This is a genomic window from Streptomyces sp. Y20 (genome assembly GCF_043195475.1).
Taxonomy (GTDB): domain Bacteria; phylum Actinomycetota; class Actinomycetes; order Streptomycetales; family Streptomycetaceae; genus Streptomyces.
In genome coordinates this window covers 20280-37059 of the sequence record NZ_JBIDDP010000004.1, presented here as the reverse complement: position 1 = coordinate 37059, position 16780 = coordinate 20280, and the positions used below count along the sequence as shown (strand labels likewise).

Here is a 16780-nt window from a genome sequence, read left to right as displayed (position 1 = left end):
GCGCGCTAGGGTCGTGGCCATGGCCGACACCTCACTTGACCTCACGCTGGACGCCGCCGCGCTCACCGCGCGGCTCGTGGACCTCCCCTCGGAGAGCGGCACCGAGAAGCCGCTCGCGGACGCGATCGAGGCCGCCCTGCGCGCGCTGCCGCACCTGACGGTCGACCGCCACGGCAACAACGTGATCGCCCGTACGGACCTGGGCCGGGCCGAGCGTGTCATCCTGGCCGGCCACATCGACACCGTCCCGATCGCCGGCAACGTGCCCTCGCGGCTCGACGAGGACGGCGTGCTGTGGGGCTGCGGCACCTGCGACATGAAGTCGGGCGTGGCGGTCCAGCTGCGCATCGCGGCCACGGTCCCCGCCCCCAACCGCGACCTGACCTTCGTCTTCTACGACAACGAGGAGGTCGCCGCCGACCTCAACGGCCTCAAGCACGTCGCCGAGGCCCGTCCCGAGTGGCTCCAGGGCGACTTCGCGGTCCTGCTGGAGCCCTCCGACGGGGAGGTCGAGGGCGGCTGCCAGGGCACACTGCGGATGCTGCTGAGGACCACGGGCGAGCGGGCGCACTCGGCGCGCGGCTGGATGGGCTCCAACGCCGTCCACGCGGCGGCCCCCGTCCTGGCCCGGCTGGCGTCCTACGAGCCCCGCCGGCCGGTGATCGACGGCCTGGAGTACCGCGAGGGACTGAACGCGGTGGGGATCAGCGGGGGAGTGGCCGGCAACGTCATCCCCGACGAGTGCGTGGTCACCGTCAACTTCCGCTACGCCCCCGACCGCACCGAGGAGGAGGCGATCGCGCACGTCCACGAGGTGTTCGCGGACTGCGGGGTCGCGGAGTTCGTGGTGGACGACCACAGCGGCGGCGCGCTGCCCGGCCTGTCCCACCCGGCCGCGGCGGCCTTCATCGAGGCGGTGGGCGGCCTCCCGCGGCCCAAGTACGGCTGGACGGACGTGTCCCGCTTCTCCGCGCTCGGCATCCCCGCGGTCAACTACGGCCCCGGGAACCCCCACTTGGCGCACAAGCGGGACGAGCGGGTCGAGACGGCCAAGATCCTCGCGGGTGAGGAACGGCTGCGGAACTGGCTCACCGCGTAGCAGGCACGCGTGCCGGACATGCGCATGTCCCCCCGTCGTAACCGGTGTGGATCTACGCTGGGACCGAACTACCCGCAAGCGGAGGGAGCCCACATGCCTACCGGTAACCCCGAGGGGAAGAAGGTGCCGCCGGACGAGCAGCGGCTCGGACCGGTCCTCCGCCGGCGCGGACAGGTGACGGCCAGCACGACCGACCAGCGCCTGCTGGACGAGCGCGCTCCGACGGACTGGGTGCACACCGACCCCTGGCGCGTGCTGCGCATCCAGTCGGAGTTCATCGAGGGCTTCGGTACCCTCGCCGAACTCCCGCCCGCCATCAGCGTGTTCGGCTCGGCGCGGACGGCGGTGGACTCGCCGGAGTACGAGGCGGGCGTCCGGCTCGGCCGAGGGCTGGTGGAGGCCGGCTGGGCGGTCATCACCGGCGGCGGCCCGGGCGCTATGGAGGCGGCCAACAAGGGCGCGTGCGAGGCGGGCGGCGTCTCGGTCGGCCTCGGCATCGAACTCCCCTTCGAGCAGGGGCTGAACCCCTATGTCGACATCGGCCTGAACTTCCGCTACTTCTTCGTCCGCAAGATGATGTTCGTGAAGTACGCGCAGGGCTTCGTGGTCCTCCCCGGCGGCCTGGGCACCCTCGACGAACTCTTCGAGGCCCTCACCCTGGTCCAGACCCAGAAGGTCACCCGCTTCCCGATCGTCCTCTTCGGCAGCGCGTACTGGGGCGGCCTGCTCGACTGGCTGAACAACACCCTGGTCGCCCAGGGGAAGGCCGCGGAGAAGGACCTGATGCTGTTCCACGTGACGGACGACGTGGAGGAGGCGGTGGGCCTCGTCTCGAAGGAGGCGGGTCGCTGAGGGCGGCCCCCCGGCCGGCGCCCCGCTCCGGGCCCGCTCTTCCGGGCGGGCCCGGGGGCGGGGCGGTGCCCGTGGGGCTACGCCAGGCCCCGGCGGGCCACCGCCGGTGGCCGGTGGCCGGCGATGGATGCCACCATGTCCAGTACCTGACGCGTCTCGGCGACCTCGTGGACCCGGTACACCTGCGCCCCGAGCCACGCGGACACCGCGGTCGTCGCCAGCGTGCCGATCAGCCGCTCCTTCACCGGCCGGTCCAGCGACTCGCCGACGAAGTCCTTGTTGGACAGCGACACCAGCACCGGCCACCCCGTGGCGACCATCTCGTCCAGCCGCCGCGTCGCCTCCAGACTGTGCCGCGTGTTCTTGCCGAAGTCGTGCCCGGGATCGATCAGCACCGACTCCCGCGGCACCCCCAGCGCCACCGCCCGCTCGGCCAGCCCCAGCGTCACCGCCAGGATGTCGGCCACGACGTCGTCGTAGGTCACCCGGTGCGGACGCGTGCGCGGCTCCGCCCCGCCCGCGTGCGTGCACACCAGCCCGGCCCCGTAGCGCGCCGCCACCTCCGCGAGCCCCGGGTCGACCCCGCCCCACGCGTCGTTGAGCAGATCGGCGCCCGCCTCGCACACCGCCTCGCCGACCTCGGCCCGCCAGGTGTCGACGCTGATGACCACGTCCGGGAAGCGGCGCCGTACCTCCGCCACGAAACCGACCGTGCGCCGCGCCTCCTCCTCGGCCGTGACCTCCTCGCCGGGCCCCGCCTTGACCCCGCCGATGTCGATGATCGCGGCGCCCTCGGCCACCGCCTGCTCCACGCGCGCGAGGGCCGGTTCGTCGCGGAAGGTGGCTCCGCGGTCGTAGAAGGAATCCGGTGTCCGGTTCACGATCGCCATGATCACCGGCTCGTGCGGTCCGAATTCCCGCCTGCCCAGCCTGAGCATCCGCTGTGCCCTCTCCTAGTACGTCCCGCAGTACGGCCGCCTGCGACCCTAACCGCCGGGCGCGCATGGCACGATCGGACCCTGACACATTCAGCTTCCGGCACAGCGTCCGGTAACGAGCGTGGGGACCCCTCGCGATGGTGATGTTCTTGTTCCTGGTCGTCGCGCTGGCCGTCGTGGTCGCCGCGGTGTCCCTGGCCGTGGTGGGCGGCGGAGAGAGCGGCCCGCTGCCCGAGGCGGCGCCGGAGCGGCTGTGCGACCCGCTGCCCGCGGACCGCCCGGTGGGCCGCGCGGACGTGGAGACCCTGCGCTTCCCGGTCACCCCGCGCGGCTACCGCATGGCGGACGTCGACGACGCGCTCGGCCGCCTCGCCGCCGAACTGGCCGAGCGGGACGCCCGTATCGCCGACCTGGAGTCCGCGCTGGCCGGCGCGAGAGCCGCCGCCGCGCACGCCCGCACCGACAGCAACGGCGAGGGGGAGGAGCAGCGATGACCGCCGGAGCCGCCCTGGCCGGGCCGGACGGCGCGCTGCGCTGCCCGTGGGCCCTGTCCACCGAGGACTACGTCTCCTACCACGACGAGGAGTGGGGCCGCCCGGTCCACGGCGACGACGCCCTCTTCGAGCGGATCAGCCTGGAGGCCTTCCAGTCGGGCCTGTCCTGGATCACGATCCTGCGCCGCCGCCCGGGGTTCCGCGCGGCCTTCGCCGACTTCGGCATCGAGAAGGTCGCCGCCTTCACCGACGAGGACCGCGCGCGGCTGCTGGCCGACCCCGGCATCATCCGCAACCGTGCCAAGGTCGACGCGACCCTCGCCAACGCGCGCGTCCTCGCCGACTGGCCGGAGGGCGAGCTGGACGACCTCGTGTGGTCCCACGCCCCCGACCCGGCCGACCGCCCGGCCCCCAGGACCCTCGCCGACGTCCCCGCGATCACCCCGGAGTCCACGGCCCTGTCCAAGGCGCTGAAGAAGCGCGGCCTCAGGTTCGTCGGCCCGACGACGGCGTACGCCCTGATGCAGGCGTGCGGCCTGGTCGACGACCACCTGGAGACGTGCGTGGCCAGGGGCGCCCGCTGAGGGGCGCGGGACCGCCGCCGGCTACCGGCCGAGGTACTTCGGGCGCTCCTTGTTCACGAAGGCCTGTACGGCGATGGCGTGGTCCTCGGAGCGGCCGGCCCGGGTCTGGAGCTCGTCCTCCTTCTCCAGCGTCTCGGCCAGCGAATGCGTCAGCCCGTACGCCACCGCCTCCTTGATCGCCGCGTACGCCACCGTCGGCCCCCCGGCCAGCGCCCGCGCCGTCCGCTCCGCCTCGGCGCGCAGCTCGGCGGCGGGGACGACCCGGTTGGCGATGCCCAGCTCCAGCGCCTCCTGGGCGCTGATGCTGCGCGGGAAGAGCAGCAGGTCGGCGGCGCGGCTCGGGCCGATCACCCGGGGCAGCGTCCAGGAGATCCCGGAGTCGGCGGTCAGCGCCACGCCGGCGAACGACGTGTTGAACGCGGCCGTGTCGGCCACCACCCGGTGGTCCGCGGCGAGCGCGAAACCGAACCCGGCGCCGGCCGCGACGCCGTTCACCGCCGCGACCACCGGCTTCGGTGCCCCGGTCAGGGCCCGCACGATCGGGTTGTAGTGCTCCCTGACCGTGCTCATCGTCTGCCCCGCCCCGGTCTCCCGGTCACTGGCCAGCAGCCCGATGTGCTCCTTGAGGTCCTGGCCCACGCAGAACGCCCGATCCCCGGCGGCGGTCAGCAGGATCGCCCGTACGGCCGTGTCCGAGGCCGCGGATTCCGCCGCCTCCCTGAGGGCGGTCTTCGTCGCGATGTTCAGCGCGTTCATCGCCTCCGGGCGGTTCAGCGTGATCGTCGCGAGTCCGTCGCTCACCTCGTAGAGCACGGTGTCGGCCATGGGGTCCCCTCCGGTGTCGCGGCTGGTGACGTACCGCTCAGTACGCCCGCGTATGAGGACAGCATGACGGAGATCGCCGCCCGGGCGCCGGACCGGACGTGTGACCTGCGTCAAAGAAAAACAGGGCGGAGCCGGCCGGCGGAGGTCCGTGCGATGGCGCAGTATCGCAGTCACATCGCCGAATTGAGTGGTTTTGCTCGCGCGCGTTGCCCAAGCGATGCCGACCGATGTTGGTCATCGGGTCCTGCCATGCGGGATAATGGCCTGGAAGCAATGTGTTCGATGCCGGTGTCGCGTGTCCGTTCCGGACGGCGGGTGCCTCCCTCCGGGAGGCACCGGCAGACGATGAGCTGGTTTCAGGAAGGGGAACGAGCATGGCGGCCATGAAGCCGCGGACGGGTGATGGCCCGCTCGAGGTGACCAAGGAGGGGCGGGGCATCGTCATGCGCGTTCCGCTCGAAGGCGGCGGTCGACTCGTCGTCGAGCTGACCCCTGACGAAGCCGAGGCGCTCGGAGACGCCCTCAAGAAGGTCGTCGTCTGAGGTCCCAGCGATCAGTCCTTCCGGCTGCCCCGGCATCGTACGCGGTGTCGGGGCAGCCGCGTTCCGGGGCTTCCACCTGCGGTCCACCGCCCGGGGCGGCCGCGGCGGCGCCTTACGCGGGGAGGGCTCAGGAGCCGGGCCGTGCCGCTCACCGCTTGACCGCGCAGAGCAGTCCGTCGCCCACCGGCAGCAGCGAGGGGATCAGCTCCGTGCTCTCCCGCACCGCGCGCAGCAGTTCCCGCAGCCGCAGCACCTCGGTCGGCTGCGGCCCCGAGTCGACGGTGCGGCCGTTGGCGAAGACGCCCTCGAAGACCACCAGGCCGCCGGGGCGCAGCAGACGCAACGATTCAGCGAGATAGTCCAGATACTCCAGCCGGTCCCCGTCGCAGAAGACCAGGTCGTAGCCGGCGTCCGCGAGGCGCGGCAGGACGTCCAGGGCGGGCCCGGGGATGAAGCGGGCCCGGTTGCTGGCGAAACCGCAGATGCGGAAGGCCTGCCGCGCGAACTGCTGGTGCTCCGGCTCCGGATCCACCGTCGTGAGCACCCCGTCCGGCCGCATCCCGTGCAGCAGGTGCAGTCCGGACACTCCGCAGCCCGTGCCGATCTCCGCGACCGCCTTCGCGTCCACCGAGGCGGCGAGCAGTCCGAGCGCGGCGCCCGTGGCCGGCGACACCGAGCGCAGCCCTGCCTCGCGGGCCCGGTCACGGGCCCAGCGCAGCGCTTCGTCCTCGGCGACAAAGGCGTCGGCGAACGCCCAGCTCGTCTGCCGGTTGCCGGTAATGACCCTCTCCTGTCCCCTGGTTGCCTGGGCGTGACTGTATCCGTTGGCGTCGGGAACCCGCAGATGGGACCGGGCGTTTACAGGGAGGAGACGGTGGCCGGGGATGTGACGGGGGGCAGAGATGGCGCAGGAGGCCGAGCAACTGCTGACGCAGCAGTATGAGCCGTATCAGCGTGTATCAAATTCTCGTAAAACCGCTTATCCGGAGCTAACGGGCGAGGTGGCTATGGTAGGGGCTCCACTGGACACCACCAGAGCCGACAGGGGAGGTGCGGCCGCACCCGGGGACCGGGCCGGAGTGCTGCGGCGCTTCCTAGGGTCGGCGGGCAGGCCGAAATCCGTGACCGACACCGCTGACAGCCACGCCTCCGGTCCCGCCGCGGGCAGGACCCAGACCGCCACCTTCGCCACCGACGCGGACGGGCAGGCGTGGACCCCGCCCACGTGGGACGAGATCGTCAGCACGCACAGCGGCCGCGTCTACCGGCTGGCCTACCGCCTGACGGGTAATCAGCACGACGCCGAGGACCTCACCCAGGAGGTCTTCGTCCGCGTCTTCCGCTCCCTGTCGACGTACTCGCCGGGCACCTTCGAGGGCTGGCTGCACCGCATCACCACCAACCTCTTCCTGGACATGGTGCGGCGCAAGCAGCGCATCCGCTTCGACGCCCTCGGCGAGGACGCGGCCGAGCGCCTGGCCAGCCGCGAGCCCAACCCGCAGCAGCTCTTCAACGACGCCCACTTCGACGCCGACGTCCAGCAGGCCCTGGACACCCTCGCACCCGAGTTCCGGGCCGCCGTCGTCCTGTGCGACATCGAGGGGCTGTCCTACGAGGAGATCGCCGCCACCCTGGGCGTCAAGCTCGGCACGGTCCGCTCCCGTATCCACCGCGGCCGGTCCCAGCTCCGCAAGGCCCTCGCGCACCGCTCCCCGGAGGCCCGCGCGGCCGAGCGGCGCTCGTTCCGGGCCCGGGTCCCCGCTCTGGGAGGAGGGGGCGCGACCGCGTGAGTGGATCTCGGCCGAAGCCTGTCGGGGAGCCGCACCTCGCAGAGCAGCATTTGGGAGACCGGCTCTCCGCCCTGGTGGACGGCGAGCTGGGTCATGAGACGCGTGAGCGGGTCCTCGCCCACCTGGCCACCTGCGCCCGGTGCAAGGCGGAGGCGGACGCCCAGCGCGCCCTGAAGAACGTGTTCGCGCAGGCGGCCCCGCCCCCGCCCTCGGCGAGCTTCCTGGCCCGGCTCCAGGGCCTCCCCGGGGGAGGTGACGGGGACGGCGGCGGCATGCCGTCCCCCGGGGGCGGACGCCACGGAGCGGGCCCCGGCGCCGGAGCCTTCGGTGTGAGGCGCGGCGAGCACCTCCCGTTCGGGTACGCCCCCGCCCGCCCCCACGGCCGGCCGCCCGCCCCCGAGGACCGCGTCGCCGCCCCCGTGGACCGCGGCTTCCGCGTCCATCCCGTCGGCCGCCCCGACGACGGCCGCCCGGCCTCGCGCGGGCTGCGGTTCGCGTTCGCCGCCGCCGGCGCGGTGTCGCTCGCCGCCGTCGCCCTCGGTGGCGTGACCACCGCCGTCCCCGGCGACCTGACCACGGACGCCCGCGGCGGCCCCGGCACCGGCAGCGTGACCCCGGCCCGCTCGGCGGGCACCGGTGCGGGTGCGGGCGCGGCCACGCCGGACAGCCAGCGCCGCCGCCCGCTGGGACCGCTCTTCGCCCAGAGCGGTGCCCTGCTCGCACCGGCCCCGGCGGCCCCGACCTCCCTGTCCGCGCCGCTGCTGCCCGGACTGCCGACCCCCGGTCCGGCGCGGGCCAGGACCGGTACGGCGGGGAATCTGACGGCGCCGGTGCTGGCCGGCGCGGCCGCCGTGTCCCCGCTGATACGCCCGCTGGACCGGACCACGGGCTTTCCCGGCCTCCCGCTCGTCGACCGGTCGGCTCCGCTCGGGGCCACGGGCTCCGGCCCGCTGTCCACCGCCGACGCCGACGCTCCCGACACCGCTTCCGCGACTCCCGCCACGCCGTCCGCCTTCCCCGTCGGGCCCCGCCCCTCGCCCTGACCGGTCCTCGTGCCCCGGCACGGAACTGACCGAAGTCTCACCTCGCAGCGGTACCGGTCCGGCAGGAACGCCGGGTACCGTTGAGCGACCGAGGACATCGCAAGGAGCGTCAGGTGTTCAATGACATAGGACCACTCGAGCTGGTCACGATCATCGTGCTCGCCGTGCTCGTCTTCGGTCCGGACAAGCTCCCCAAGGTCATCCAGGACGTGACGCGCACGATCCGGAAGATCCGCGAGTTCTCGGAGAGTGCCAAGCACGACATCCGACAGGAACTGGGCCCCGAGTTCAAGGACTTCGAGTTCGAGGACCTCAACCCCAAGACCTACCTCCGCAAGCAGCTGGACAACGAGGACCTGGGGCTGAAGGAGATCCGCAACGGCTTCGACCTGAAGAAGGAGATGGCCGAGGTCACGGACGCGGTGAACGGCCACGACAGCAGCTCGTCCACCACGCCGTCCCCGTCGTCCTCCTCCGGGTCGTCCGGTGGGCGCATCGACATGACCAAGAAGCCCGAGGTGGCCGGCGCGGACGAACGCCCGGTCTTCGACGCGGACGCCACCTGACGACCGCCTCCCCGCGCCGACACGCGCATGCGGAGGCATCCCGCGCACGTGACGCGTTTCATAAAGCACACCCGTCGCACACGGCCTGAACAGGCCGTCCACGCGACCCACGCGACCGGCGCCTGCCCTGTCGCCGTCAGCGGTGTGGATATGCTGCCGAGTTGTTGTGCGGACCGGACGCGTACGCCCGAAGGGGGGCGGGCGACCCCGGTCCGACGAGAGCGAGGAGGCGTCCGGGCAGATGGAGATGACGAGTCGGGTGGGCGCGCAGCCGCCGGCCGCGGAGGGCGGACAGCAGCTCCCCTCCGCCTGGCGTACGGTCGACGGCTACCTGCGGGCGCCCTTCCCGTGGTACGGCCTCGACGAGGCGTTCACGGGACCGCGCTGGCTGATGCAGGTCGGCACGGCGGCCGACGGCGCCGTCGAGCACGGTTCGATCGGGCACGGCGACGAGCCGTCCGTGCGCGGTGATTCCGGTTCAGCCGGTGACATGCGGGAGAAGTTCGCGGTCGTGGTGACCGTCGCCGCGCAGCCCTCCCGGCGCAGCGCCGACGGCACGGGGCTGCTGGAGGCCACGTCGGTGTCCTCGGCGGCGTGGCTGGCCGGGGTGGGGCTGCTGTCCTTCACCTGGCCCGGGCAGATGGACCACACCCTGCGGGACGACTGGCTGGACCAGCAGACCGAGACCGCGTGGGCTCTGGCAGACGACATCGACGGACCGGAGTGGTCCAGACTCTCCCTGCCGGTGGACGGGGTCGCGGCCTCGTTCTGCTACCGGGAGTCGGAGTTCGGCTGGGTGCTGGCCGGCACGACCGGCGCGGGCGTCCATCTGGGCGCGTACGGGCGGGGGATGAGCGCGTACGGACTCGGCTTCGCGGCGGTGAAGGACATCGGCGCCTACGCATGACGAAGGGGCGCCGGCCGGAACCGGCGCCCCTCACGCCGTGGAGCACATGGAAGCCCGCCGTCCGCCGGCGGGAGCCGTCAGAACTTGTTCTTCGGCGTGATGCCCAGGGAGAGGCCCGACAACCCGCGCTGCCTGCCGCCCAGCTTCCCGGCGATGGCCCGCAGCGCGCTGCCCGCCGGCGAGGCGGGGTCGGTCAGGACCACCGGCTTGCCCTCGTCGCCGCCCTCGCGGAGGCGGACGTCGATCGGGATGCTGCCGAGGACGGGCACGGCCGTGCCCGTCGTCCGGGTGAGGCCGTCGGCGACCCGCTGGCCGCCGCCCGTGCCGAAGACGTCGACCATCTCGCCGCAGTGCGGGCAGGGCAGGCCGGACATGTTCTCGACCACGCCGACGATCTTCTGGTGGGTCTGCACGGCGATGGAGCCCGCGCGCTCGGCCACCTCGGCCGCCGCCTGCTGCGGGGTCGTCACCACCAGGATCTCGGCATTGGGGACCAGCTGCGCAACGGAGATCGCGATGTCACCGGTGCCCGGCGGGAGGTCGAGCAGGAGCACGTCGAGGTCGCCCCAGTAGACGTCCGCGAGGAACTGCTGGAGCGCGCGGTGCAGCATCGGGCCGCGCCAGACGACGGGGGCGTTGCCCGGGGTGAACATGCCGATCGAGATGACCTTCACGCCGTTCGCCGACGGCGGCATGATCATGTTCTCGACCTGGGTGGGACGGCCGTCGGCGCCCAGCATGCGCGGCACGCTGTGGCCGTAGATGTCGGCGTCGACCACACCCACCTTGAGGCCGTCGGCCGCCATCGCCGCCGCCAGGTTGACCGTCACGGAGGACTTGCCGACGCCGCCCTTGCCGGAGGCGACCGCGTAGACCCGGGTGAGGCTGCCCGGCTTGGCGAAGGGCACCTCCCGCTCGGTCTGGCCGCCGCGCAGGGCGTTCGCCAGCTCCTTGCGCTGCTCGTCGCTCATCACGTCGAGGGTGACGCCGACGCGCGTGACCCCTTCGACCCGGGAGACCGCCTCGGTGACGCGCTGCGTGATGGTCTCGCGCATCGGGCAGCCGGACACGGTCAGGTACACGGTGACCGCGACCGCTCCGTCCGCGCCGATCTCCACCGACTTGACCATCCCCAGTTCGGTGATCGGGCGGTTGATCTCGGGGTCGTTCACCGTCGCCAGTGCCTCGCGCACCGCGTCTTCCGTAGCCATAAGGACGATGGTACGGCGCGCCGAGGGGCCAGCGGGTAGCCCCTCAGCGGTCGTCTGCGTCACGTCCCGGCGACCGTTCCGCCCGCTCTGCCGGGAATACGACATGACTGTCGTGGCGTCTGCGCTCCTCCAGCTCCTTCACCAGGTCCTGGAGCTCCGAGCGGATCCAGTCCCGGGTGGCGACCTCGCCGAGTCCCATGCGCAGCGCGGCCACCTCCCGGGTCAGGTACTCGGTGTCGGCGATGGACCGCTCGTTCTGCTTGCGGTCCTGCTCCAGGTTGACCCGGTCGCGGTCGTCCTGCCTGTTCTGCGCCAGCAGGATCAGCGGGGCCGCGTACGACGCCTGGAGCGACAGCATCAGCGTCAGGAAGATGAACGGGTAGTTGTCGAAACGCAGATGGGCGGGCGCGGAGATGTTCCACACGACCCACGCGATGATGACGATCGTCATCCAGACGATGAAGCGTCCCGTGCCCAGGAACCGGGCGATCCGCTCCGACAGCCGGCCGAAGGCCTCCGGGTCCCACTCGGGCAGCATCCGGTGGCGCGGCGTGCGCGGCTGGTCCAGCCGGGCACCGCGGGGCCGGCCGGCGGCCGTGGCGCCCGCCGGATGACGCTCGCGGGTCCCGGTCTCGCGCTCAGGAGCCATGCGTGGGCGCCTCCTCTCCCTCGTCCAGGTGGAACTCCGTCTCCCGCCAGTCGTCGGGCAGCATGTGGTCCAGTACGTCGTCGACGGTCACCGCGCCGAGCAGCGAGCCGGACTCGTCCACGACGGGCGCGGCCACCATGTCGTACGTGGCGAAGAACCCGGCGATGACCGGCAGCGCGGCCCCCGGGGCCAGCGGCTGGAGGTCGTCGTCGACCAGCGAGCTGACCAGCGTGTACGGGGGGTCGCGCAGCAGCCGCTGGAAGTGCACCGTACCCAGGTACTTGCCGGTCGGGGTCTCGTCCGGCGGGCGGCAGACGTAGACCTGGGCGGCGAGGGCGGGGGAGAGGTCCGGGTTGCGGACCCGGGCGAGCGCGTCGGCGACGGTGGCGTCCGGGCGCAGCACGATCGGTTCGGTGGTCATCAGACCACCGGCCGTGTGCTCCTCGTACGACATCAGGCGCCGCACGTCGGCCGCGTCGGCGGGCTTCATCAGGCTCAGCAGCCGTTCCTTGTCCTCCTCGGGCAGTTCCGAGAGCAGGTCGGCCGCGTCGTCGGGGTCCATCGCCTCCAGCACGTCCGCCGCGCGCTCCTCCTTCAGCTTGCCGAGGATCTCGATCTGGTCGTCCTCGGGCAGCTCCTCCAGGACGTCGGCGAGCCGGTCGTCGTCCAGGGCGGCCGCGACCTCGGCGCGCCGCTTCGAGGACAGGTGGTGCAGGACGTTGGCGAGGTCGGCGGGGCGCAACTGCTCGAAGGTGGCGAGCAGGCTCTCGGCGCCCTGCCCGTGCTCCTCCAGGGAGAACCCGGTGACGGCCGACCACTCGGCGGTCAGCGTCTCGCCCTTGGCCCGCCGGAACGCCCCGGCCTTGCGTCCCTTGCGCACGAAGACCCGGTCGACCTCCCAGTCCCGGCGGGCGGGCAGCTGCTGCACGGACACGTCCAGGACGGTGACCTCCTCACCGGTCTCCACCAGGGTCACGCGCCGGTCCAGCAGCTCGCCGAAGACCAGCCGCTCGGTGGGCCGCTGCTCGAAGCGGCGGACGTTGAGCACGCCGGTGGTGATGACCTGACCGGACTCGACGCCGGTGATCCGGGTCATGGGCAGGAAGATGCGGCGCCGGGTGGACAGCTCGACGACCAGCCCGAGGACGCGCGGGGGCCGTCTGCCGACGCGCAGCATGACGACCAGGTCGCGGACGCGGCCCACCTGGTCGCCGGCCGGATCGAAGACGGGGACCCCGGCGATGTGCGAGACGAAGATCCGGGGGGCGCCGGCTGCCATGGCTCTGCTTCCTTTGCCTGGGAGTCGCGGGGGGACTGCTGGGGGTGTGATCTGCTCGGATCCACCCGCTCGGGTGCGCTTCAGGCTAGCTCCTACCGGTTGGATACGCCCTGGTGGGCGGTCCGGACGGTCCGGCTCCGTGGGGTGGACGGGGCACCGGTACGCTGCCGTACGCCGCTCAGGAACCGTCAGAAAGGCAGCTCCACCTGTGACTGCGATTCCCCGGGGCCGTACCCGCCGCACCGCGCTGGTGACCGCGACCTGTGCCCTGGCCGTGACCGGGGCGGTGGCGCTGACGGGATGCGGTGGCGCTGACGATCCGGACGCGGGGACCAACGGGGTGGGCAAGCTGCCCGCCGGCCGGATCGAGTCCAGGACGCGGGCCGCGGCGGACGGGGCGGCGGCGGTACGGCTGTCGGGGACCGTGGTGACCAGCGGCCGTACGTACCGGCTGGACATGCGGCTCAAGGCCGACGGCGGAACCGGGTCGGTGACCTCGCAGGGGGTGGCCTTCCGGCTGCTGCGGATCGGGCAGGAGCTGTATCTGAAGGCCGGCGCGGACTTCTGGGACCACGCCGACGGCAACGGCGGCGCCGGCGCGGTCGGCAAGCTCGACGGCAAGTACGTGAAGGTGCCGCGGGCGGACCCCGCGTACAGGAAGTTCAGCGGCTTCACGGACAAGGACGTCCTCCTCGACGGTCTGCTGACGCTGCACGGCAAGCTGGCGACGGAGGGCCACCACGACCAGGCGGGCGTCCCCACGATCCGCGTCACCGGCGACAAGGGCTCCGGCGGCACGCTCGACGTGTCCCTCCAGGGCACGCCGTACCCGCTGCGCCTGGTCCGGGCCGGCGGCGCGGGCACGCTCCGCTTCTCCGACTGGGGCAGGAACTTCGCCCTCACCGAGCCGGCCACGTCGGACACGGTGGACTACGGCAAGCAGCTGCCGGCGTCCTGAACGAGCGGCCCCGGTCCCGTGCCCCGGCCGGGCGAGGCCCCGCGGCACCGGCGGCCACCGACGCCCCGCGGTTCCCGGCCGCCCCGCCCGGGCGGGCCCGGGCCGAGCAGCGGCGCACCTGGGACCCGTTGCCCGGAGCCTGCCGGGCCCCCTGGCGCGGCCGACCGGATCCGGCCCGGTCCGCGAGAACGGCCCCCGGCGTGGCACCGGCCGCACGTACCCGCGGTGCCGGACCCGCCCGGGCTCGCGGCGGGCACGGGCCGCAGCCCGCGCCTCATTTCCTCTTCCGTCGCTTGAGCAGCAGCTTCGGCAGGCCCGCCGGGACCGGTCTGCGGGTCGTCGCCGGGCTCGGGACCGGACGCTCCGCCAGACTGCCGGAGGGCAACGGCTCCCCGGCCCCCGCCGGCACCAGGCGCAGCACCCGGCATTCGCGGGCCCAGCGGGCCGGCATCCGCTCACCGTCGGCGGCGTTCAGCCGCTTGCCCTTCAGCTCGGTGACGGCCGCCTCCCACTCCGGGGACCCGGACGCCAGTTCGGCCACGGCCGCCGGGAACGTCACGAGCCGGCCGCCCTTGTCCTTGCTGCGTACGGTCACCTCGGCGGAGCCGCCGTCGGCCAGCGCCTCCAGCGGCTGCTCACCGGGCCCGTCGCCGACCAGGCACACGGCGCCCTCGTGCCACACATGCCACAGCGCTCGCGCGGCCGGCGCACCGGCGCCCCTGACCCAGACGAGGCCGGACTTCTTCACGGCCTCCTCGATGAGGGCCCGGTCGAGCAGCTCACTAGTCATGCGCCCAGCCTATCCAGGCCGCCCGGACCCGCTCACAGCCAGCCGTTGCGCTTCAGGGTGCGGTGGATGCCCAGACACAGGACGACCGTGACGCCCATGATCACCGGGTAGCCGTACTTCCAGTGCAGCTCGGGCATGTGGTCGAAGTTCATGCCGTAGACCCCGCACACCATCGTCGGCACGGCGATGATGGCCGCCCACGCGGTGATCTTGCGCATGTCCTCGTTCTGCGCGACGGACGCCTGGGCGAGGTTGGCCTGGAGGATGGAGTTGAGGAGTTCGTCGAAGCCCACGACCTGCTCCTGGACCCGGGCCAGGTGGTCGGCGACGTCCCGGAAGTACTTCTGGATGTCCGGGTCGATCAGCCGCATGGGCCGCTCGCTCAGCAGCTGCATCGGCCGCAGCAGCGGCGCCACCGCGCGCTTGAACTCCAGCACCTCGCGCTTGAGTTGGTAGATCCGCGCCGAGTCCACACCGCGCGAGACCCCGCCCTTGCGGCCCGGTGAGAAGACCTCGGTCTCGACCTCGTCGATGTCGTCCTGCACCGCGTCGGCGACGGCGATGTAACCGTCCACGACATGGTCGGCGATGGCGTGCAGCACGGCCGACGGGCCTTTGGCGAGCAGTTCGGGGTCGTCCTGGAGCCGGTGCCGCAGGGCCCGCAGGGAGCCCTGGCCGCCGTGCCGGACGGTGATGAAGAAGTCCCGGCCGGTGAAGCACATGACCTCGCCGGTCTCGACGACCTCGCTGTTGGCGGTGAGCCGGTCGTGCTCGACGTAGTGGATGGTCTTGAAGACGGTGAACAGCGAGTCGTCGTAGCGCTCCAGCTTGGGCCGCTGGTGGGCCTGCACGGCGTCCTCGACGGCCAGCGGGTGCAGCCCGAACTCGCCCGCGATACCCGCGAATTCGGCCTCGGTCGGCTCGTGCAGGCCGATCCAGACGAAGCCGCCGTCACGCCGCACCAGCCGCATCGCCTCGTGCGGGGTCAGCGGCGCGGGGGTCGGCACGCGGGCGCCGTCGCGGTAGACCGCGCAGTCGACCACGGCCGAGGGCGTGCCCGGGTCGCGCGTCGTGTCGTACGAGGTGCCCGCGTCCTTGCGCAGCGAGACACGGGACGACGGGCGGACCACGGCGCGCAGGTCGCGGATCATCGACATGGGCGGGCTCCTTCGCAGGCGGGCAGCGAAAGCGCGCGGCGACGGGTGGAACTACCCGGAATGGGGACGTCCTGACTGCGGATGTTTGGCACGTCCACAAAGCGGGGAGCACCGCACCGTCGCGGTGGCGGCTTCGCTACTGATGCAGAACTGATTTCAGGTCAGACAGATCAGGCAAAGCGAGACGAAGTGCTCTTCCGAACGACGACGCGAAAGGGAAGGCGACGGCCAGCCGGTAATCAGATCAGCAGCCGGAAGAGCGAGTGGTACTGCACGGTCGACTTCGATCCATGACAGCCCCACCTCCTCCGGCCGGTCCCTCGTAAGGGAGTCTCAACGGCGCCGGGACTCGACAGCGAGTCCGCCGGCGCCTGGAGGGCTTGGGGCACTCCTGACGGCGTGCTGCCCCGAACCACCGGCTCAGAGTACCAGCCGCCCGTACTGTCAAGGCGCCGCTTTGCCCGCAGCTGACGAGTTCTATGCTCGGCACATGGCTGACGTTCTTCCTCTGGTCGAGGCCCGGTTGAGCAGCGCGCTGGGCGAGCCGGACGCCCGCGCCGCGGTCACCTTCCTCGGCACGGACCGCATCGAGGTGCTCCGCTTCCACGAGGGGGACGTCGTCCGGTACGCCACCTGTGGCATGTCCGCGCACCCCATGACGGATCCCACGGTGATGCTCGCCGACCCGGTCGCGGGGCCCCGCGCCGAGCTGGTCCTGTCCGTCCGCGCGGGCCGTGCCGACACCGACAAGGTGCTCCGCCCGCTCGCCGTGCTGGCCGCCTCCCCCCAGGTGGAGGGCCTGGTGGTGGCGCCGGGCGCCTCGCTGGACGTGGGCGGGCCGCTGTGGCCCGGCGCCCCCTTCACCTCGGTGCTGGTGGGCGAGTCCGGCGGGCTGGTCGAGGACCTGGAGCTGGATGCCCCGATGGATCCCGTCCGGTTCCTGCCGCTGCTGCCGATGACCCCGAACGAGGCCGCCTGGAAGCGGGTGCACGGCGCCCAGGCTCTCCAGGAGCGCTGGCTCACGCACGGGACGGACCTGAGGGACCCCGCCCGCCGGTCCGTCCCGCTCGACTGACGCCGCGTGCACAGCTCCCGC

Annotated in this window: 19 protein-coding genes; 11 read left to right on the top strand and 8 right to left on the bottom strand. The window is 72.6% G+C overall.

The genetic code is table 11. From position 1 onward, the window contains the following. Positions 1-19: 19 nt before the first annotated feature. Complete coding sequence (gene dapE / locus ACGFT1_RS11565; protein WP_373908801.1) at positions 20-1099, top strand: succinyl-diaminopimelate desuccinylase; 1080 nt, start codon at positions 20-22, stop codon at positions 1097-1099. Positions 1100-1192: 93 nt separating this feature from the next. Further along, positions 1193-1951 carry a TIGR00730 family Rossman fold protein gene (locus tag ACGFT1_RS11560; RefSeq protein WP_373908800.1) on the top strand — a complete coding sequence of 253 codons (759 nt, stop codon included), beginning with the start codon at positions 1193-1195 and terminating at the stop codon, positions 1949-1951. A 77-nt stretch (positions 1952-2028) separates the two neighbouring features. On the opposite strand, the gene folP is transcribed toward ACGFT1_RS11560, so the two are convergent. Continuing rightward, positions 2029-2889, bottom strand: coding sequence for a dihydropteroate synthase (gene folP / locus ACGFT1_RS11555; protein WP_373908799.1), 861 nt, complete (start codon positions 2887-2889; stop codon positions 2029-2031). A 137-nt stretch (positions 2890-3026) separates the two neighbouring features. Between folP and ACGFT1_RS11550 the strand changes: the two genes are divergently transcribed. Both ACGFT1_RS11550 and ACGFT1_RS11545 read left to right on the top strand, forming a co-directional pair. Then, entirely contained in the window at positions 3027-3383 is a 357-nt protein-coding gene (locus ACGFT1_RS11550) for a DivIVA domain-containing protein (RefSeq protein WP_373908798.1), read from the top strand. Next, the gene (locus tag ACGFT1_RS11545; RefSeq protein WP_373908797.1) at positions 3380-3967 is read left to right on the top strand and encodes a DNA-3-methyladenine glycosylase I; all 588 of its coding nucleotides are present in this window, start codon (positions 3380-3382) and stop codon (positions 3965-3967) included. The genes ACGFT1_RS11550 and ACGFT1_RS11545 overlap by 4 nt, the downstream gene beginning before the upstream one ends. Before the next feature lie 21 nt (positions 3968-3988). Here the strand turns inward: ACGFT1_RS11545 and ACGFT1_RS11540 are convergent, their stop codons facing one another. After that, complete coding sequence (locus ACGFT1_RS11540) at positions 3989-4792, bottom strand: enoyl-CoA hydratase/isomerase family protein (protein WP_373908796.1); 804 nt, start codon at positions 4790-4792, stop codon at positions 3989-3991. A gap of 374 nt (positions 4793-5166) precedes the next feature. Here ACGFT1_RS11540 and ACGFT1_RS11535 point away from each other — a divergent pair, with 374 nt between their 5' ends. Then, positions 5167-5334, top strand: coding sequence for a DUF3117 domain-containing protein (locus ACGFT1_RS11535; RefSeq protein WP_018544333.1), 168 nt, complete (start codon positions 5167-5169; stop codon positions 5332-5334). Between the two features lie 148 nt (positions 5335-5482). On the opposite strand, the gene ACGFT1_RS11530 is transcribed toward ACGFT1_RS11535, so the two are convergent. Continuing rightward, positions 5483-6178 (bottom strand): O-methyltransferase, encoded by a 696-nt coding sequence (locus tag ACGFT1_RS11530; RefSeq protein ID WP_373909208.1) that lies wholly within the window; start codon positions 6176-6178, stop codon positions 5483-5485. A gap of 235 nt (positions 6179-6413) precedes the next feature. Between ACGFT1_RS11530 and sigE the strand changes: the two genes are divergently transcribed. The 4 genes from sigE to ACGFT1_RS11510 all read left to right on the top strand — a co-directional run bounded on the left by sigE (position 6414) and on the right by ACGFT1_RS11510 (position 9640). Beyond that, positions 6414-7124 (top strand): RNA polymerase sigma factor SigE, encoded by a 711-nt coding sequence (gene sigE / locus ACGFT1_RS11525; protein ID WP_361988464.1) that lies wholly within the window; start codon positions 6414-6416, stop codon positions 7122-7124. Beyond that, a complete protein-coding gene (locus ACGFT1_RS11520) occupies positions 7121-8167 on the top strand; it encodes a zf-HC2 domain-containing protein (protein WP_373908795.1) in 1047 nt (348 codons plus the stop codon). The genes sigE and ACGFT1_RS11520 overlap by 4 nt, the downstream gene beginning before the upstream one ends. Positions 8168-8280: 113 nt before the next feature. Then, positions 8281-8733, top strand: a complete 453-nt coding sequence (locus tag ACGFT1_RS11515; protein WP_373908794.1) for a sec-independent translocase — start codon at positions 8281-8283, stop codon at positions 8731-8733. A 241-nt stretch (positions 8734-8974) separates the two neighbouring features. Continuing rightward, positions 8975-9640 (top strand): hypothetical protein, encoded by a 666-nt coding sequence (locus tag ACGFT1_RS11510; RefSeq protein ID WP_373908793.1) that lies wholly within the window; start codon positions 8975-8977, stop codon positions 9638-9640. Between the two features lie 77 nt (positions 9641-9717). On the opposite strand, the gene ACGFT1_RS11505 is transcribed toward ACGFT1_RS11510, so the two are convergent. Genes ACGFT1_RS11505 through ACGFT1_RS11495 form a run of 3 tightly spaced genes read right to left on the bottom strand, consistent with a single transcriptional unit; the run spans position 9718 to position 12779 of the window. After that, entirely contained in the window at positions 9718-10851 is a 1134-nt protein-coding gene (locus tag ACGFT1_RS11505; protein WP_373908792.1) for an Mrp/NBP35 family ATP-binding protein, read from the bottom strand. A 43-nt stretch (positions 10852-10894) separates the two neighbouring features. Beyond that, positions 10895-11500, bottom strand: a complete 606-nt coding sequence (locus ACGFT1_RS11500; protein WP_373908791.1) for a DUF1003 domain-containing protein — start codon at positions 11498-11500, stop codon at positions 10895-10897. Then, a complete protein-coding gene (locus ACGFT1_RS11495) occupies positions 11490-12779 on the bottom strand; it encodes a magnesium transporter MgtE N-terminal domain-containing protein (protein WP_373908790.1) in 1290 nt (429 codons plus the stop codon). Before ACGFT1_RS11495 ends, ACGFT1_RS11500 begins: the two co-directional genes overlap by 11 nt. A gap of 208 nt (positions 12780-12987) precedes the next feature. Between ACGFT1_RS11495 and ACGFT1_RS11490 the strand changes: the two genes are divergently transcribed. Beyond that, a complete protein-coding gene (locus ACGFT1_RS11490; RefSeq protein ID WP_373908789.1) occupies positions 12988-13737 on the top strand; it encodes a hypothetical protein in 750 nt (249 codons plus the stop codon). Positions 13738-14011: 274 nt separating this feature from the next. On the opposite strand, the gene ACGFT1_RS11485 is transcribed toward ACGFT1_RS11490, so the two are convergent. After that, entirely contained in the window at positions 14012-14527 is a 516-nt protein-coding gene (locus tag ACGFT1_RS11485) for a hypothetical protein (RefSeq protein ID WP_373908788.1), read from the bottom strand. Between the two features lie 32 nt (positions 14528-14559). Beyond that, a complete protein-coding gene (locus ACGFT1_RS11480; protein ID WP_373908787.1) occupies positions 14560-15684 on the bottom strand; it encodes a magnesium and cobalt transport protein CorA in 1125 nt (374 codons plus the stop codon). A 490-nt stretch (positions 15685-16174) separates the two neighbouring features. Here ACGFT1_RS11480 and ACGFT1_RS11475 point away from each other — a divergent pair, with 490 nt between their 5' ends. Next, on the top strand, positions 16175-16759 hold the full coding sequence (locus ACGFT1_RS11475; protein ID WP_373908786.1) for a suppressor of fused domain protein: 585 nt from the start codon (positions 16175-16177) through the stop codon (positions 16757-16759). Positions 16760-16780: the final 21 nt, after the last annotated feature.

Excerpts from the sequence above, each read along its gene's own strand:
- dapE (WP_373908801.1), top strand. The coding sequence starts at position 20 with ATGGCCGACACCTCACTTGACCTCACGCTGGACGCCGCCGCGCTCACC.
- ACGFT1_RS11560 (WP_373908800.1), top strand. The coding sequence starts at position 1,193 with ATGCCTACCGGTAACCCCGAGGGGAAGAAGGTGCCGCCGGACGAGCAG.
- folP (WP_373908799.1), bottom strand. The coding sequence starts at position 2,889 with ATGCTCAGGCTGGGCAGGCGGGAATTCGGACCGCACGAGCCGGTGATC.
- ACGFT1_RS11550 (WP_373908798.1), top strand. The coding sequence starts at position 3,027 with ATGGTGATGTTCTTGTTCCTGGTCGTCGCGCTGGCCGTCGTGGTCGCC.
- ACGFT1_RS11545 (WP_373908797.1), top strand. The coding sequence starts at position 3,380 with ATGACCGCCGGAGCCGCCCTGGCCGGGCCGGACGGCGCGCTGCGCTGC.
- ACGFT1_RS11540 (WP_373908796.1), bottom strand. The coding sequence starts at position 4,792 with ATGGCCGACACCGTGCTCTACGAGGTGAGCGACGGACTCGCGACGATC.
- ACGFT1_RS11535 (WP_018544333.1), top strand. The coding sequence starts at position 5,167 with ATGGCGGCCATGAAGCCGCGGACGGGTGATGGCCCGCTCGAGGTGACC.
- ACGFT1_RS11510 (WP_373908793.1), top strand. The coding sequence starts at position 8,975 with ATGGAGATGACGAGTCGGGTGGGCGCGCAGCCGCCGGCCGCGGAGGGC.
- ACGFT1_RS11505 (WP_373908792.1), bottom strand. The coding sequence starts at position 10,851 with ATGGCTACGGAAGACGCGGTGCGCGAGGCACTGGCGACGGTGAACGAC.
- ACGFT1_RS11500 (WP_373908791.1), bottom strand. The coding sequence starts at position 11,500 with ATGGCTCCTGAGCGCGAGACCGGGACCCGCGAGCGTCATCCGGCGGGC.
- ACGFT1_RS11495 (WP_373908790.1), bottom strand. The coding sequence starts at position 12,779 with ATGGCAGCCGGCGCCCCCCGGATCTTCGTCTCGCACATCGCCGGGGTC.
- ACGFT1_RS11485 (WP_373908788.1), bottom strand. The coding sequence starts at position 14,527 with ATGACTAGTGAGCTGCTCGACCGGGCCCTCATCGAGGAGGCCGTGAAG.
- ACGFT1_RS11480 (WP_373908787.1), bottom strand. The coding sequence starts at position 15,684 with ATGTCGATGATCCGCGACCTGCGCGCCGTGGTCCGCCCGTCGTCCCGT.
- ACGFT1_RS11475 (WP_373908786.1), top strand. The coding sequence starts at position 16,175 with ATGGCTGACGTTCTTCCTCTGGTCGAGGCCCGGTTGAGCAGCGCGCTG.